At 69.1% G+C, this 16422-nt stretch carries 11 protein-coding genes; 7 read left to right on the top strand and 4 right to left on the bottom strand.

What is annotated here, in order from left to right; genetic code table 11:
* Positions 1-13: 13 nt before the first annotated feature.
* The 6 genes from NCO8_RS25800 to NCO8_RS31905 all read left to right on the top strand — a co-directional run bounded on the left by NCO8_RS25800 (position 14) and on the right by NCO8_RS31905 (position 10827).
* A complete protein-coding gene (locus tag NCO8_RS25800; RefSeq protein WP_067643002.1) occupies positions 14-4951 on the top strand; it encodes a type I polyketide synthase in 4938 nt (1645 codons plus the stop codon).
* Entirely contained in the window at positions 4948-6348 is a 1401-nt protein-coding gene (locus NCO8_RS25805; protein WP_067643005.1) for a phenylacetate--CoA ligase family protein, read from the top strand. Before NCO8_RS25800 ends, NCO8_RS25805 begins: the two co-directional genes overlap by 4 nt.
* Complete coding sequence (locus tag NCO8_RS25810; RefSeq protein ID WP_067643008.1) at positions 6348-7805, top strand: acyl-CoA reductase; 1458 nt, start codon at positions 6348-6350, stop codon at positions 7803-7805. Before NCO8_RS25805 ends, NCO8_RS25810 begins: the two co-directional genes overlap by 1 nt.
* Positions 7802-9013: a cytochrome P450 gene (locus NCO8_RS25815; protein ID WP_067643011.1), complete on the top strand. Its 1212-nt coding sequence runs from the start codon at positions 7802-7804 to the stop codon at positions 9011-9013. Before NCO8_RS25810 ends, NCO8_RS25815 begins: the two co-directional genes overlap by 4 nt.
* A 3-nt stretch (positions 9014-9016) precedes the next feature.
* On the top strand, positions 9017-9769 hold the full coding sequence (locus tag NCO8_RS25820) for a bestrophin-like domain (RefSeq protein WP_067495987.1): 753 nt from the start codon (positions 9017-9019) through the stop codon (positions 9767-9769).
* 911 nt (positions 9770-10680) lie between these two features.
* Positions 10681-10827: a hypothetical protein gene (locus NCO8_RS31905; protein ID WP_167353332.1), complete on the top strand. Its 147-nt coding sequence runs from the start codon at positions 10681-10683 to the stop codon at positions 10825-10827.
* A gap of 77 nt (positions 10828-10904) precedes the next feature.
* Here the strand turns inward: NCO8_RS31905 and NCO8_RS25825 are convergent, their stop codons facing one another.
* Together NCO8_RS25825 and ctaC are read right to left on the bottom strand one after the other, a co-directional pair.
* Positions 10905-11321, bottom strand: a complete 417-nt coding sequence (locus tag NCO8_RS25825; RefSeq protein ID WP_067495990.1) for a cytochrome c oxidase subunit 4 — start codon at positions 11319-11321, stop codon at positions 10905-10907.
* Between the two features lie 10 nt (positions 11322-11331).
* The gene (gene ctaC, locus NCO8_RS25830; RefSeq protein WP_067643014.1) at positions 11332-12330 is read right to left on the bottom strand and encodes an aa3-type cytochrome oxidase subunit II; all 999 of its coding nucleotides are present in this window, start codon (positions 12328-12330) and stop codon (positions 11332-11334) included.
* A gap of 539 nt (positions 12331-12869) precedes the next feature.
* On the opposite strand from ctaC, the gene asnB reads away from it, so the two are divergent.
* The gene (gene asnB / locus NCO8_RS25835) at positions 12870-14813 is read left to right on the top strand and encodes an asparagine synthase (glutamine-hydrolyzing) (RefSeq protein ID WP_067643017.1); all 1944 of its coding nucleotides are present in this window, start codon (positions 12870-12872) and stop codon (positions 14811-14813) included.
* A gap of 52 nt (positions 14814-14865) precedes the next feature.
* Here the strand turns inward: asnB and NCO8_RS25840 are convergent, their stop codons facing one another.
* Together NCO8_RS25840 and erpA are read right to left on the bottom strand one after the other, a co-directional pair.
* Positions 14866-15792, bottom strand: a complete 927-nt coding sequence (locus tag NCO8_RS25840) for a carbohydrate kinase family protein (protein ID WP_210740862.1) — start codon at positions 15790-15792, stop codon at positions 14866-14868.
* A gap of 217 nt (positions 15793-16009) precedes the next feature.
* The gene (gene erpA, locus NCO8_RS25845) at positions 16010-16366 is read right to left on the bottom strand and encodes an iron-sulfur cluster insertion protein ErpA (protein ID WP_067496006.1); all 357 of its coding nucleotides are present in this window, start codon (positions 16364-16366) and stop codon (positions 16010-16012) included.
* Positions 16367-16422: the final 56 nt, after the last annotated feature.

Consider the following 16422-nt stretch of genomic DNA (forward strand, 5'->3'; position numbering starts at 1 on the left):
CTCGGGAGGACGCATGACACGACACACACCGGTGGCGGTGATCGGCATCGGTTGCCGCTTCGCCGGGGGCATCGACTCCCCGTCGGCGTATTGGCGGCTCATCACCGGCGGCGGCACCGTCGTCGGTGAACAGCCACCGGGACGTCTGCCGGACAATCGTGACGTGCCCGCAGTTCGGCGGGCGCTGCGTCCCGGCGCCTATTTCGACGATATCGCGGGATTCGACGCTGCCTTCTTCGGTATTCCGGCGGCCGAGGCCGAGCACATGGACCCTCAGCACCGACTGGCACTCGAGGTCGCTTGGGAAGCATTGCAGCACAGTGGAATCGACCCGACCGCGTTGACGGGGACAGACACCGCGGTGTACGCCGGAATCGGTTCCGACGACTACGGCCGCAGACTGCTCGGCGACCCGTCGACCGTCACCGCCTGGACCGGTATCGGCTCCGCGCTGTGCGGTGCGGCGAACCGGATCTCGCACGCGCTCGACCTGCGCGGCCCGAGCGTGGCCGTGGATACCGCATGTTCGTCGTCGCTGGTCGCGGTACATCAGGCGATGTCGGCGCTGCGCGACGATTCCGTTCCGCTCGCGCTCGCCGGTGGGGTGATGCTGATGGGCGACGCCGCGCTGTCGGTCACGCTTGCCGAGGCCGGTGTGCTCGCGGACGACGGGGTGTCCAAGTCGTTCGACGACGCCGCGGACGGATACGGTCGCGGTGAGGGGTGTGCCTTCGTCGTCCTGGAGCGGCTCGACGACGCGCTCGCCGCCGGGCGCCGCGTGCTCGCGGTACTGCGCGGCGGCGCGATCCGTCAGGACGGGCGAACCAGCGGCATCATGACGCCGAGCGGTCCGGCCCAGCGGCATCTGGCCAGGGCCGCGTGCGCGGACGCCGGAGTATCACCGGACTCGGTCGACTATGTCGAGGCGCACGGGACGGGAACCAGGGCCGGCGATCCGGCAGAGGCGGCCGCGCTGGCCGAGGTATTCGGCACCGGGCGTTCGTCGGACAAACCGTGCCTCATCGGTTCCGTCAAACCGAACATCGGCCACCTCGAGGCCGCCGCTGGCATCGCCGGTCTGGCCAAAGTCGTTCTCGCACTGCATCATCGGACGATCCCGCCCACGCGGACCACGAGCGGACCGCGATCCGACATCGACTGGCACCGCAACGGTATCGCCCTGTCCACCGCCACCGTCGACTGGCCGTCGACCGAGCACACCGCGCGCGCGGGTGTGGCGAGTTACGGCTACGGCGGCACGCTGTGTCACCTCATCGTCGATGCCGCGCCATCTGTAGCGCCGGTGACGACTTCTCCTCGCGCCGAACACCTCTGTGCTGTCAGCGCGGCCTCGGCCGACGGGCTGCGCGATGAACTGCGGGCGCTTGCCACCGCCGTGCGATCGCATCCCGATATCGATGCGGCCGACATGTGCTTCACCCGGGCCCGGCATCGCAGTCATCTCCCGTACCGGGTGGCCGTGCACGCCCGAGATACCGCCGAACTCCTCGCAGGCCTCGACGCAGCCGTCACCGCCGAGCATCACCGCTCGGCACCACCGCACGATCCGGTGTGGGTGTTCTCCGGACACGGATCGCAGTGGACGGGAATGGGTGCCGAGCTGATCGACGCGGACCCGGCTTTCGCGGCCGCCGTAGCCGAGGTGTCACCGGTGTTCCGTAGCGAATGGGGCTGCAGCGCCGAAGATCTGCTGCGCCACGGCGACCTCGCCCACACCCCGACCGCACAGTGCGCGATCTTCCTGACCCAGCTGGGGCTTGCGGCGATGTGGCAGGCGCACGGGGTGCGACCGGCGGCGATTCTCGGTCATTCGGTCGGGGAGATCGCGGCGGCCGTCGTCGCCGGCGTGCTCGATCCGGCGGCCGGTGCGCGCCTGATCTGCGTGCGGTCCCGGTTGCTCGAACCTGCCACCGGCCGGGGCGCCATGATCATGGTGGCGCGCTCTTTCGACGAAGTGGCAGCCGAACTGGTGGGCTACGACGATGTCGGTGCGGCCGTTCGGTCGTCGTTCGGCAGCACGGTGGTCTCCGGCACCCGCCGCGCGGTCGACGCACTGGCAGCCGACTGGGTCGCACGCGGGATCCCGATCCGCCGCGTCGATTCCGACCTCGCGTTCCACAGCCCTTCGCTGACCCCGATCGCCGAGCGGCTCGCTCAGGAACTCACCGATCTCGAGCCTCGCCCGGCCCGGGTACCGCTGTACACAACCGCCCTCACCGATCCACGCGATCCACGGCCTCGCGACGCCGCGTATTGGGCGACGAATCTGGCCGCACCGGTACGCTTCGCCGACGCCGTCGCCGCTGCCGGGGCCGACGGGCACCGCACCTTCCTCGAGATCTCGGCCCACCCGGTCGTCGCCCATTCCCTCGCCGAGATCGACGAGACCTTCCGGGTCGTTCCGACCCTGCGCAGACAACGTCCCCAGCTCGCCGCCTTCCGCGCCGCGGTCGGTGAGCTGTATCGCCTCTGCGCCCGGATCGACTGGGCGGCACTGTATCCCGAAGGCATGCTGGTCGACCTGCCGACCACCCGCTGGCAACACCGGCACTTCTGGCGGCGCACGAACGAGGTGGCCACCGCGATCGTCGGCCACGACCCGTCCTCCGCGACCCTGCTCGGCGGCGAACCCACTGTCGTCAACACCACACCGCCGGTCCGCGTCTGGCACACCTACCTGGACCGCGCCGTCCGGCCCTATCCGGGTGACCACCCGGTGTGTGGCAGCGAGATCGTGCCCGCCGCGATCCTGCTGCACACATTCGCCGCGGCGGTGCCCGGCCGGCGGCTCTACGACATTGCCCTTCGGGTCCCGGTCACCGTGGAGCCGGCACGACACATCCAGGTCACCGCTTCGGCGGGCAGACTCACCCTGTCCTCCCGGACCGACGGAGGGTGGCAAACCCACACCACGGCCCACTACCGGCGCGCGACGGGCCGAACCCGCCGATCTCCCGTGCTGTGGTACCGCGGCGAGAACCTGCCCGCCGACTTCGTCGTCGACCGGCTCGCCGCGCTCGGCGTGACCTCGATGGGTCTGCACTGGCAGATCATCGAGGCCGAGCGCAACGACCAGGGCTTGTCCGCCCGCGTGAAAAGCACCGCGGCCGCGCCTGATTCGTGGGCCACGTTTCTGGATGCGGCGCTGTCGGCGGCGTCGGTGGTCTTCCCCGGGTCACCTGTGCTCCGCATGCCCGCTCACATCACCGAGTGCCGCTTCCCCTCGGGCCCGCCACCAGCGGAAGTGGTGCTCACCGTCACCGTCCGGGCGGGACTGCGGGTCGACGCCGACCTGTCCGACCCCGACGGCAGATCGCTTGCCTGCCTGACGGGTGTTCGCTACGCCGAGCCGGATACCGTCGCCGAGTCGCCTGCCGCCACTCTTGATCTGTGCTGGCAGATCGCCGAGCCGGATCCCGACACCACCGCGGCACCCGGCGTCACAGTCCGCGGGGGCGATCCGCTATTGAGACAAGCCTTTTCAGCCCGCGATGGTGACGAGATCATGGTCTGCGCGCCGAGGCCGCGAACACATGAATCCGTCGAGGAGTCGGTGCGGCGAATGGTCACCGAACTGTTCGAGACCGCACGGACCCGGCGCGGACCGTGGTGGTGCGTAACGCGCGGGGCAACTACAGCCATCACTCCCGCCGATTTGGCGCAGACCGCGCTGTGGGGCGCGGGCCGGGCTCTGCTCGCCGAATACCCGGACAGTTTCGCCGGGGTCGTCGACATCCCCGCCCGCGCGACCGCCGACGACCTGGCCGCGCTGCGCGGACACCTGCGCACACCGCCGGGTTCCGGCGAAGACGTCGCCGCCGTCATCGATGGCCACGTGCACCACCTGCGTGCGGTGCCGGTCCCGTCGAACTCCGGCACATCGGGTGTGCGCTGCGATCCGGCGGCGTCCTACGCGGTCCTCGGGGCCTCGGGTGCCCTGGGTGCGATCACCGCCCAGTGGTTGGTCCAGCGCGGCGCCCGCCGGCTGATTCTCGTGAGCAGGCGGGCGGCCCCACGGCGGGCGAACCGCTTGCAACGCTCGCTGGAAGCTCAGGGGGTCACCGTGCGAACCGTGGCCGCCGACCTGGCCGACCGGCCCGCGCTCGCCGCCGCCCTCGACACCGACGCCCACGGTCTGCCTCCGCTGCGCGGCGTGGTCCATGCGGCAGGCGCCGTGGCGAACGTGCCGGTCGCGGACCTGCGGCCCGACCTCGTCGAGCAGGGATTGGCCGCCAAGGTGGCCGGAACCCTCGCTCTCGGTGCGTTGTTCGCGCCCGGCGATCTCGACTTCCTGATCCTGTTCTCCTCGGCGGGCCAGCTGCTGCACCTGCCGGGTCAACCGGTCTACAGCGCGGCCAACGCCTTCGTCGACGGCTTCGCCCGCCACCGCCGCGCCCTCGGCGACAGCGGTTGCCGGGCCATCGCCTGGACCAGCTGGCGTGGGCTCGGCATGTCTACGTCCTCGACGGCGATCACCGCCGAACTCGCCGTCCACGGCACAGCCGACATCTCGACGGAGCAGGCGTTGCGCGCCCTCGACGGACCGATCACGGCAGGCGGCGCGAATGTCGCTGTGCTGCGCGTGGTCCCGCACCCGGCCCACCCGCCGCTGCTGGCAGACCTCGCCCCGGCCACCGCCCTCGGTCCCGGTGCCGGGTGGACAGCGCTCGACCCGGCCGATCTGCCTGCCGCGCTCGTCACCCTGCTGCGATCGTCCGTGGCGACCTTGCTCGGCGTGTCCCCCGCGGAGGTTCCGCTCGGAATCGCCCTGACCGAGCTGGGTTTCGACTCGCTGCTCTCCGCGATCCTGCGTCGCGAACTGACCGTGCTACTCGGACACCAGATTCCGGCCACGCTGCTGTGGCATCACCCCACGATCGACGCCGCCGCCGGGGCGCTCGCCGACCTGCTCTCGAGGAGCCATCGATGACCGCAACTCCCGTCACCACGACCGCCGACCTGCGCACCTTCGCCGAGGACGCCGCCACCTACTTCGACCGGTCACGCATCGCCATGCACACCATGGATCCCACCGAGCTGACCGCACTCCAACTGGACGCGCTACGCCTGCGCTTCGACGAGTTGCGGCCACGCATACCGGTTCTCGACGCACTCGCCACCGAACAGCACATCGACGGTATCGACACCGTCGACGACGCGGCACCCCTGCTGTTCCCCCACACGGTCTACAAGGCGTACCCGACACGACTGCTCGTCGAGAACCGCTTCGACCGGATGAACACGTGGATGTCGCGTCTCACCACCGTCGACCTGACCGGCCTCGACGTCTCGGGCTGCACCTCGATCGACGACTGGCTCGCCACGATGGACGAGCGAACCGAACTGCGCCTGGCACATTCGTCGGGCACTACCGGCACCATGTCGTTCATCCCGCACTCCCAGATCCAGTACGACCGGCTGTACCGCATCGTGCGCATGGACGTGCTCCCCGACGACGACCACACCGGCGTCGACGTGGTGTGGCCGAGCTTCCGGACCGGCCGCAGCGGCATCGCGCGGCACGCGACCGCCATGGCCGAGCAGATCGCGCTGACACCCGACCGCATGCACTGCCTGCACCCGGGACTGCTCTCCGCCGATGTGATGTTCCTGGCGGGCAGGCTCCGGGCAGCCGCCGCCCGCGGCGAAGCGGGCCGCGTGGAAGTGCCGCCCGCGCTCGCGCTGCGACGGGCCGAGTTCACCGAGGCCCTGCGCGCCACCGGACCGGGAATGACCGCGTTCGTGCGGCGCCTCGCCGACGAGCTGGCCGGTTCCCGGGTGGCGGCCCTGTCCACCTGGGATGTGCTGTCCGGTATGGCCGACAGCGCGACCGAACAGGGACTCACCGGTGTCTTCGCACCGGACTCGGTGATCTTCGCCGGAGGCGGCTCCAAAGCCGGTGCACTGCCGGATGATTGGGCCGAACGCACCGCCCGATTCGCGGGCGTGCCCGCCCTGCGATTCGTGTACGCCATGGTCGAGGTGATGTCGCTGAACCTGCAGTGCGGTGCCGGTGGCTATCACCTCGAACCGTGGCTGGTGCTGTACCTGCTCGACCCGGACACAGGGGCGGTCCTGCCCCGCACCGGAACCAGGACCGGCCGCGTCGCCCTCTACGACCTGACCGCCGACCTGAACTGGGGCGGCATCGTCACCGGCGACCTGGTGACAGTGGACTGGGAACCGTGCGTCTGCGGCCGGACCACCCCGCGGATCGGCGCGGCCATCAGCCGCTTCGCCGGTCCCGGTGGGGACGACAAGATCACCTGCGCCGCCACCGCGGAAGCGCTCGACGAGGCGCTGGCCTTCCTCAACGGTGAGCTCTGATGACGGGGACACCGCTGGCTCCCGCGTTCGTGCGCGGGCGAACCGTGCAGGACGACGGCCCCGAATTCGGCGCCGGGAACGCGGCCTTCCGGGCACCCGACGCACACCGCCTGCTCCCCGGCCTGGTCTGCCCCGGACCGACGAGCATGCGCGACATCCACGAACTCCCGACCACCGACATCATCGACTTTCTCGACGAGGTGGGGCAGCGGCTACACCCCGACGACAATCCCTACCTGCGGGAAGCCCTCGGCAAACTCGTCGGGTGCTCCGGACTCACCGAGCCCGTGCTGCGCTCCACCTACGCCCAGCTGGCCGGACTGTTCGCCCGCGAGACCACCCTCGACCTGGCCGAGAACACCATCGGCATCCGGTATCTCGACGGCTGGGCCGAATGGGGCTCGGCGCGGGTGCGGGCCTTCGGGGCGAGAACCGTGCATGTCATCGCGGGCAACAACCCGATCATCGCCGCGATCACCCTGGTACGCAACGCCCTCACCCGGGGCGACGCGGTGGTGAAATTGCCGGCCAACGACCCCTACACCGCCGTCGCGCTCGCGCGGACGATGGCCGAGGTCGATCCGGCGCATCCACTGGTGCGCCACCTTGCCGTCGCCTATTGGCGCGGCGGGGACGAGCGGTTCGAGAGCGCGCTCTACCGGCCGGCTCATGTCGAAAAGCTTGTCGCCTGGGGCGGATTCGCGGCCGTCCGGCACCTCACCCGCTATCAACAGCCCGGGCTGGAATTGGTCACCCTCGATCCGAAGCTCAGCGCCACGGTCATCGGGCCCGAGGCGTTCACCGACGACGACGCCCTGCACGAGACCGCGGCACTCGCCGCCGCCGATGTCGGCCTGCTCAATCAGGACGCGTGCTTCAACGCCCGGGTCGTCTACGTCTGCACCGGCACGGACACGGCGGGCATCGAACAAGCGGTGCGGTGGGGCGAACTGCTTCACGAACAGATCCAGGCACTGCCTCCGGCGGTCAGTACGGCCGGTACCCGATTCGACCCCGGACTGCGCCGCGATATCGCCGCCCTGCGCACCAGCCCGGCCTTCTTCCGCGTCTTCGGTGGAACGAACGACGAAGGCGCCGTGCTGGTCTCGCTGTCCGACGAACCGGTCGATTTCCACGCCTCGCTCAGCGGTCGGGTCGCCAATGTCGTCCCGATCGATCACCCGGAACGAGCACTGGACGCGATGAACGCCTACACCCAGACCGTCGGGGTATGGCCGGAATCGCTCAAACACACCCTGCGTGACCTGGCGCCACACGCGGGCGCGCAACGGTTGGTCTCACTCGGCTTCGCCACGCACTTCCGCTCCGACACCCCGCAGGACGGGATCGAACCGATGCGCCGTCTGGTCAAATGGGTCGTCGACGAGACCTACGACCCGCACCGCATCCACCCCTTCGCCCAGCTTGCCCCGGCCGTGGAAGCGGTGCTGCGATGACCACACTGCTTCCCGATGCCGAATTCGCCCGTCTGGCGCAGCGATTCGATCATCACGATCCAGCCTTCACTCCCGATGTGGCGATCGAAGTGCATCGGACGATCCGCGAACAGAGCCGGGTCACCTACTCCCCCGCCTACGGCGGGATGTGGTTGCTCGCCCGCTACGACGACGTGGCCGCGGCCCTCACCGACCACGAGACCTACAGCTCGGCCGCAGGGGTCTTCTTCCCGAAAGCCGAAGGCACGCCACGCTTCGCGCCGCTGGAGTACGACCCGCCGGAGCACGGCAACTACCGGTCACTGATGCGCCCACCGTTCCTGCTCGCGGCCGCACAGAAATTGCGGCCACGCATCGAGGTCGCGGTGGCCGAACTGATCCGGCCGACGGCCCGGCGCGGGTCCGCCGACCTGGTGGGTGAACTGGCGGTCCCGCTGCCACTGGCAGTGGTCGGCATGGCCGTCGGCTTCTCCCCCGACGCTCAGCGGCGCATCCGCGATCTCACCGCCAACACCTGGGACCGGATGGCAGCCGACCCCAACGCCGACGGGTTCTGGCCGCCGTTCGCCGAACTCTTGCGGCAGGAAATCGCCAGGGCCAGAGACGAACCCGGTGACGACTACCTCTCCACTCTGGTCCGTGCGGAGTTCGACGGCAGGCCCGTCACCGACGACGAACTGCATGTGATGCTGGTGGCGTTCGCCATCGCGGGCCACGAAACATCGATGAACACCCTCGCGCACCTGCTCTGGCAGCTGGCCCGGCGACCCGATCTGCAGGACCGGTTGCGGGCCGATCCCACCCTCATCCCCGCCGCGGTGGAGGAAACGTTGCGGCTGTGGGCGCCGGTCGACCACGGCACCCGGCGCACGACCACCGAGGTCGTCATCGGCGACACCGTGATTCCCGAGGGTGCGCGGGTGGTGCTGCTCACCGGTGCCGCCAACCGCGACCCACGCCGGTTCGACGACCCCGACACCTTCCGGCTCAATCGCGGTCCGATCCGGCACCTCACCTTCGGCCACGGCATCCACTTCTGCCTCGGCGCGCACGTCGCGCGGCAGGAATTCGCCTTGGTCCTAGCCGAACTCGCCAGGTATCCGAATTACCACTTGGCGGGCACACCGACCCGCTACTTCGAGAACGGCAGACATATCTGCCTGGATTCACTTCCGGTCATATTCGATCACCCGACGAAGGATGTCTGAGACATGCTGTGGGAAGCCCTGCTGTGGGTCGTGTTGATCGCCGGCCTGGCCGGTACGTGCGCGTACTACCTGCGCAGGCGCGGGAAAGGCCATGAGGGCGAATCGGTCAACGAGTCGGTGGGCCAGGTGTTCACCCTTGTCGCCGGTTTGCAGGTGGTGCTCGCCTCGTTCCTACTCATCGGCGTACTCGACACCAACTCCGCCGCCGAGAAGGCGGTCTCGGACGAGGCCGACCGGCTGCTCGCCCTGCAGTGGGCGGGCGATTCGCTGCCGGAACCCGCCCGCAGCACCATCTCGGCCTCGGTGCGGCGCTACACCGGCGAGGTGATCGAGGTGGAATGGCCGGCCATGAAGGCCGCCAAGGAGGTCGACGACACCGCCTGGACCGAGCTCAGTGAGGTGCGCACCGCCATCGCCGCCACACCGGCGGCCGACGAATGGCAACGTTCCCGCCAGATCGCGGCGGCGGACCGGCTGTGGGAGGTCTACGAGGCACGTCAGACCCGGGTGGAGGCCGCGGGCAGCACGCTGTCACCGATGATGTGGGTGGCGCTGATGCTCGGCGCGCTGCTGTCGATCGGCCTGTCGTTGATGTTCGCAGGCACCAGCGCCCGGGTGCACGTCGTGGTCGTGGCGAGTTTCGCCGCCGTGGTCACATTCATGATCTACACGATCTATCAGTTGCAGAACCCGTACGGCCGGGCGGCGAAGATCAGCCCGGACGCCTTCACCGCTGTGCTGGGTCAGCTCACGTGAGAACACCGATGCGCACGGGATTCTGCGCGATCGCAGTGGGTGCCAGCCTGTGCTTGCCGGGTGCGGTCGACGCCGCACCCGGATTTCCGTTCGTCCCCGGCGCTGAGCCGGGCGGAGGGATCCCGGGTGGCGGGATCCGGCCGGACCGACCGGTCGACGAGTACCCGGCGCCACCGACCCCGATCGATGGGCGGCCCGCAGCGCCGTCACGTCCGCAGACGCCGAACACACCGGCCCTGCCGAAGGTCTCCGCCCCGGAACCAGACGGTGACTCACAAAACCAGCCCGGCGCGAATGGTCCGTTCGCCCAGATCATCGTCCCCGGCCCCGCACCCAGGCGCGACGCACCTCCCGCACCGCCGCCCCCTCCCGCACCCGCGCCGGTCCCCGAAACTCCGAGCACGACGCCTAGCCCCGCTGCCCCCGAGCCGGGGCTACCCGGCCCCGCACCAGAGCCACCGCTGCCCCCGCCGCCGGGACACGGCGACCTGCCGGGAATCCCGATGCCACCCGAGCCACCCCACCCCGAGCCCGGAATGCCCTTGGCCCCCGTTCCTGTGCCCCCGCCCGACGTCCCACCACCGGCGGCACCCGCCCCGCCACATCTCCCACCACCAGCGGCACCCATCCCGCCTGACCTCCCCCCACCGGCTCCCGCCCCGTTCGACATACCTCCACCCGCTCCGGCCCCGTTCGACATCCCGGCCCCGGCGCTGCCCAACCCGGACCCGCCACCGGTCGCCCCCGCCCCGATACCCCCGCAACCACCGATCGTCCCCGAACCGCCGGCGCCCGCACCACCCCAGCAGGCTCCCGCACTCCCCGCACCACCGGCTCGCACCGAACAACCCCGACCCAGCGCACCGACCAGCCCACCCGCGGTTCCTTCGACGGTCCCGCCGAGGCCACCGGTGCGGATCCCGGCCTCGCGAGAACGGGAACCCGAGGTCGTCGACGCGCGCCCGGTCGTCGAGGAGCAACGACGGTGGGCGCTGGCGATCCTGCTGCTCGTGATCGGCAGCGCGGGCGCGGCCAGAGCCGCGACGCGCCGCTCCTGACCCCTGGCCTACCGAAGGTCCCCGAAACGACAATCGCCGCAATCCTGTACAGGATTGCGGCGATTGTGCGTAGTGCGTCAGTGCTTCTCGACGCCCAGGTAGTACTCGAAGACGAGGCCGGCGGCGGCGGCGAGAACCATCACCACGCCGAGGCCGATCAACCAGAACTGGAAGAACGCCAGGCCGAGCGCCGTCACCGAACCGGCGGCGGCCAGGGTGATGGGCCAGAAGCTGCCGGGCGAGAAGAAGCCCAGGTCACCCGCGCCGTCGACGATCTCGGCGTCCTCGAAGTCCTCGGGCCGCAGGTCGATGCGACGCGCGACGAACCGGAAGTAGGTGCCGATGATCAGCGACAGGCCGGCGGTCAGCACGATCGCGGTGGTACCGGCCCACTCGATGCCGGTGCGCGACTGCGCGGTGAAGAAGCCGTAGACGATGCCCACCAGGATGAAGAACGCCGTGAGCAGTTCGAAGATCCGTGCTTCGATCCTCATATCAGAATCCTCACTTGCTCTCGTTCACCGAAGCGCTCTTGATATCGCGCTTGGTGTTGAAGGGGTACGTGGAGGTGGCCACCGGGGACTCGCCGATCGCCTCGAGGGCCTGACCGTTGGTCTTGCCGTCGATGCGCGCCTGCAGGTACTGGGCGAACTTCTCCGGCGAGACCGCGCGGACCTCGAAGTTCATCATCGAGTGGTAGGTGCCGCACATCTCGGCGCAGCGCCCGACGAACGCGCCTTCCTTCTCGATCTCGGAGATCTGGAAGACGTTGTCGGACTGGTTTTCCTTCGGGTTCGGCATCACGTCGCGCTTGAACATGAACTCCGGCACCCAGAAGGCGTGGATCACGTCGGCGGCGGCGAGCTGGAACTCGATGCGCTTGCCGGTCGGCAGCACCAGGATCGGGATCTCGGTGCTGGAACCGACGGTCTCGACCTTGTCGTAGTGCAGGTACGAGAGGATGTCGTTGGCCGGCTTGCCGTGCACGGGGCCCGGCTGCTTGAGGCCGTGCTCGCCCTCGCGCTCCTCGTAGCCGCGCAGCTGCTCCTCGTTGGCCTGCTCCCGCTCGGTGTCGATGCCGTTCCAGGTGAGGCCGCCCACGTTGGCCACATCGCGGTAGCCGAACTTCCAGTTCCACTGGAAGGCGGTCACGTCGACGGTGACGTCCGGGTTGTCGGTCTTCTCGTGCACGTAGTTCTGCACGACGACGGTGAAGTAGAACAGCACCGCGATGATCACGAACGGGATCGCGGTGTAGGTCAGCTCCAGCGACACGTTGTAGCCCGTCTGGCGCGGGAACTCCGGGGAGTCCTTGCGCTTGCGATGCATGATGACGGTCCAGAAGGTCAGACCCCACACCAGCACGCCCATGGCGAGCGCGGCCAGGACCGACCAGGTCCACAGCTCCCGCATCCGGGTCGCCTGCGGCGTGATGCCCGAGGGCCAGCCGAACCGCAGCCAAACATTGTCGATCGAGCAGCCCGAGACCAGGAGAGCAGTCATCCCCAAGGACACCGCCAGCCCGGCCCGCCGAAGGATACGGCCCTGCCGACCCCGAACGGGTCGAGCCCCGATCTCTTCGCTCGCCTTGTGCGCCACGCTCACGCCTTCCTGGTCGCTACACATTCCGACACTTTGCGTCTTCGGGGCCGCGATCCGCCCGTCCGACACGTTTTCCAGCACGTTTCGGTCCGTCCCGAGTATCGCGGCTGTGACGCCGGTTCACCTGAGAAGGACCTGAGTACTACGCAGCGTAGACCAAAGCGGGTGCTGTCTTGTCGCGGGGTCGGATTCGACACTCCGCCTTGATCGGACGCGACCGCACGACCTGCGGTTCTGTCCGCGCGACCCGGCGATTCGCGCGGACGCGCGAACCGCCGCACCGGGTTTCGCGGCGCACATGCCCGCTCGCCTGGGTACCGGGCGGGTGGAGTCGGTAGAGTTCAGTGCAACCCCGGTCGACCCCGTCGCGCCGGACGTCCACGCGCCGAGCCCGCCAGGGTCGCTCATGCGCACATCGAACGAGAGAAGGTTGCCGACACGTGTGCGGACTGCTCGGATTCCTGACAGCTGATGCGGCGACGACCGAGGTGGTCGATCAGGTCTACGACGCCCTGCACTGCCAGCGCCACCGCGGCCCGGACGAGAAGGGGACCTGGCACGACGATCACATGATCTTCGGCTTCAACCGCCTCTCCATCATCGATATCGAGCAGTCGCACCAGCCGCTGCGCTGGGGCCCCGCGGACAACCCGCAGCGCTACGCGATGACCTTCAACGGCGAGATCTACAACTACCTCGAACTGCGCGAGCAACTGGCCGCCGAACACGGCGCCGAATTCCCCGAGGGCAAGATCTTCGCCACCGACGGCGACGGCGAGTCGATCGTCGCCGCCTTCCACTTCTGGGGCCCCGAGGCCGTGCGCAAGCTGCGCGGCATGTTCGCGTTCGCGATCTGGGACACCGAGAAGCAGGAGCTGTTCCTGGCCCGCGACCCCTTCGGCATCAAGCCGCTGTTCTACGCCACCGGCCCCGGCGGCACCGCGTTCGCCAGCGAGAAGAAGAGCGTGCTCGAACTGCTGAGCCCGCTCGGCCTCTCCGACGAGCTCGACCCGCGCGCCCTCGAGCACTACACGGTGCTGCAGTACGTGCCGGAGCCCGAGTCGCTGCACAAGAACATCCGCCGCCTCGAATCCGGCACCTACGCCACGGTCCGGGTGGGCGCGCAGCCGTCGGCCACCCGCTACTTCCGCCCCGACTTCCGGGTGCGCCCGTTCGCCGAGGGCGCCGCACAGGCCCGCTACGCGGAGATCTCCGCCGCGCTCGAGGACTCGGTCGCCAAGCACATGCGCGCCGATGTCACCGTCGGCTCGTTCCTGTCCGGCGGTATCGACTCCACCGCCATCGCCGCGCTCGCCATGCGCCACAACCCGAAGCTCATCACCTTCACCACGGGGTTCGAGCGCGAGGGCTACTCCGAGGTCGACGTGGCCGCCGAGAGCGCCGAGCTGATCGGCGCCCGCCACATCGTGAAGGTGGTCTCCCCCGCCGAGTTCGCCGCCGCCATCCCCGAGATCGTCTGGTACCTCGACGACCCGGTCGCCGATCCGGCGCTCGTTCCGCTGTACTTCGTGGCCAAGGAAGCCCGTAAGCACGTCAAGGTCGTGCTGTCCGGTGAGGGCGCCGACGAGCTGTTCGGCGGCTACACCATCTACCGGGAACCGTTGTCGCTCAAGCCTTTCGAATACCTGCCCGCCGGAGTACGCAAGCTCGTCGGCAAGCTCGGCGACCGCATCCCCGACGGCAAGCGCGGCAAGTCGCTGCTGCAGCGCGGCTCGCTCACCCTCGAGGACCGCTACTACGGCAATGCCCGCAGCTTCAACGACGCCCAGCTGCGTTCGGTGCTGCGTGAATTCCGCCCGGAGTGGACCCACCAGGACGTCACCGCCCCGATCTACGCCCAGTCCACCGGCTGGGACCCGATCGCGCGCATGCAGCACCTCGACCTGTTCACCTGGTTGCGCGGCGACATCCTGGTCAAGGCCGACAAGATGACCATGGCCAACTCCCTGGAACTGCGCGTGCCGTTCCTGGACAACGAGGTGATGCGCGTCGCCCAGGGTCTGCCCTACGACCAGAAGATCACCAGGGAAACCTCGAAGTACGCGCTGCGTCAGGCCCTGGACGGCATCGTCCCCGACCACGTCCTCAACCGCGCCAAGCTCGGCTTCCCGGTCCCCCTGCGCCACTGGCTGCGCGGCACCGAACTCTACGACTGGGCCGAGTCCCAGATCGCCGAGTCCCAGACCGATCACCTGCTGAACAAGCAGGCCGTCCTGCAGATGCTGCGCGACCACAAAGCAGGCGTCTCCGACCACAGCCGCCGCCTGTGGACCCTGCTGGTCTTCATGGTCTGGCACGGCATCTTCGTCGAAGACCGCATCAAGCCCGAAATCCAGGAACCGACCTACCCCGTCTCGCTCTGACAACACGAACGCCCCCGGGAAATCTCGGGGGCGTTCGTCGTTTCGAGATCAGCTAGAGGAGGACGGCCAGGTCGTCGGCGGCTTCGGGGCCGTAGGCCTTGGTGAGGCGTTCGAGGGCGTCCTCGGTGTTGAGGGTCCATTCCTGGGTGCCGGTGGTCTCCAGGATCAGGACGGCGATGAGGGAGCCGAGCTGGGCGGCGCGCTCCAGGCTCAGGCCCGCGCGGTGGGCGGTGAGGAAGCCCGCGCGGAAACCGTCGCCGACGCCGGTCGGGTCGACCTTGCTCAGCTCGGGAACCACGCCGACCCGGACCTCGGTGCCGTCGGTGTCGACCACGAGGACGCCCTCGGCGCCGAGGGTGGTGACCCGGATACCGACCTTCGCGGTGATCTCGGCTTCGCTCGAGCCGGTCTTGGACTGCAGCAGCGCCCACTCGTACTTGTTGGTGAACAGGTAGGCGGCGCCGTCGACGAGTTCGGCGGCCTGCTCGCCGTCGAGGCGGGCCAGCTGCTGCGAGGGGTCGGCCGCGTACGGAATGCCCTGCGCCTTGGCCTGACGGGTGTGGGCGATCATCGCCTCGGGGTCGTTCGCGCCGACCAGCACCAGATCCACCGCGTGCTCGGCGGCGATCGCGGCGATGTCGATCTCGCGCGCCTCGCTCATGGCGCCGGGGTAGAACGACGCGATCTGGGCCATCGTCTCGTCGGTGGTGCACACGAAACGGGCGGTGTGGGACTTGGTCGACACGTGCACGGCCGAGCAGTCGACGCCGTTGTCCTCCAACCACTTCCGGTACTCGGCGAAGTCGGCGCCGACCGCGCCGACGAGCAGCGGACGCTGCTTCAGCAGCCCCATCGCGTAGGCGATGTTGCCCGCGACGCCGCCGCGGCGGATCTGCAGATCGTCGACGAGGAAACTCAGCGACACATGGTCGAGCTGATCGGCGAGCAGCGCATCGGCGAATTTGCCGGGGAAACGCATGAGGTGGTCGGTGGCGATGGACGCGGACACGGCTACAGACACGAGGCGAAGCCCCTTCGGCGCTAGACGGAAACAAAGAAGCCCGGGATCACCCGATCCCGGACCTCAACCGTAGCAAGCGTGACCGCCGGTAGTTCACCTCTTGGTCACCTCGCCACGTCGTCGCGGCGCATGTGAGCGCGGGTTCACGGAGCCCGCAAACCCGCGGCAGCCGACCTCAGTTGAACGAATCGCCGCAGGCGCAGGAACCGGTGGCGTTCGGGTTGTCGATGGTGAAGCCCTGCTTCTCGATGGTGTCGACGAAGTCGATCGAGGCGCCCTGGATGTAGGGAGCGCTCATGCGGTCGACCGCCAGCTTCACACCGGAGAACTCGACGACGATGTCACCGTCGAGGACGCGGTCGTCGAAGAACAGCTGGTACCGCAGGCCGGCACAGCCACCCGGCTGCACGGCGATCCGCAGGGCGAGGTCGTCGCGACCTTCCTGGTCGAGCAGCGCCTTCGCCTTGGCGGCGGCAGCGTCGGTCAGCGTCGCACCGTGGGTTTCGGTGGCGGTCTCGTTCTGCACAGTCATGGACACTCCTAGTTCGGCTCAGCCCGTCAACGGACCTCAGGTGCACAGCGCACGAC

The sequence above is a fragment of the Nocardia coubleae NBRC 108252 genome, from assembly GCF_001612805.1.
GTDB lineage: Bacteria > Actinomycetota > Actinomycetes > Mycobacteriales > Mycobacteriaceae > Nocardia > Nocardia coubleae.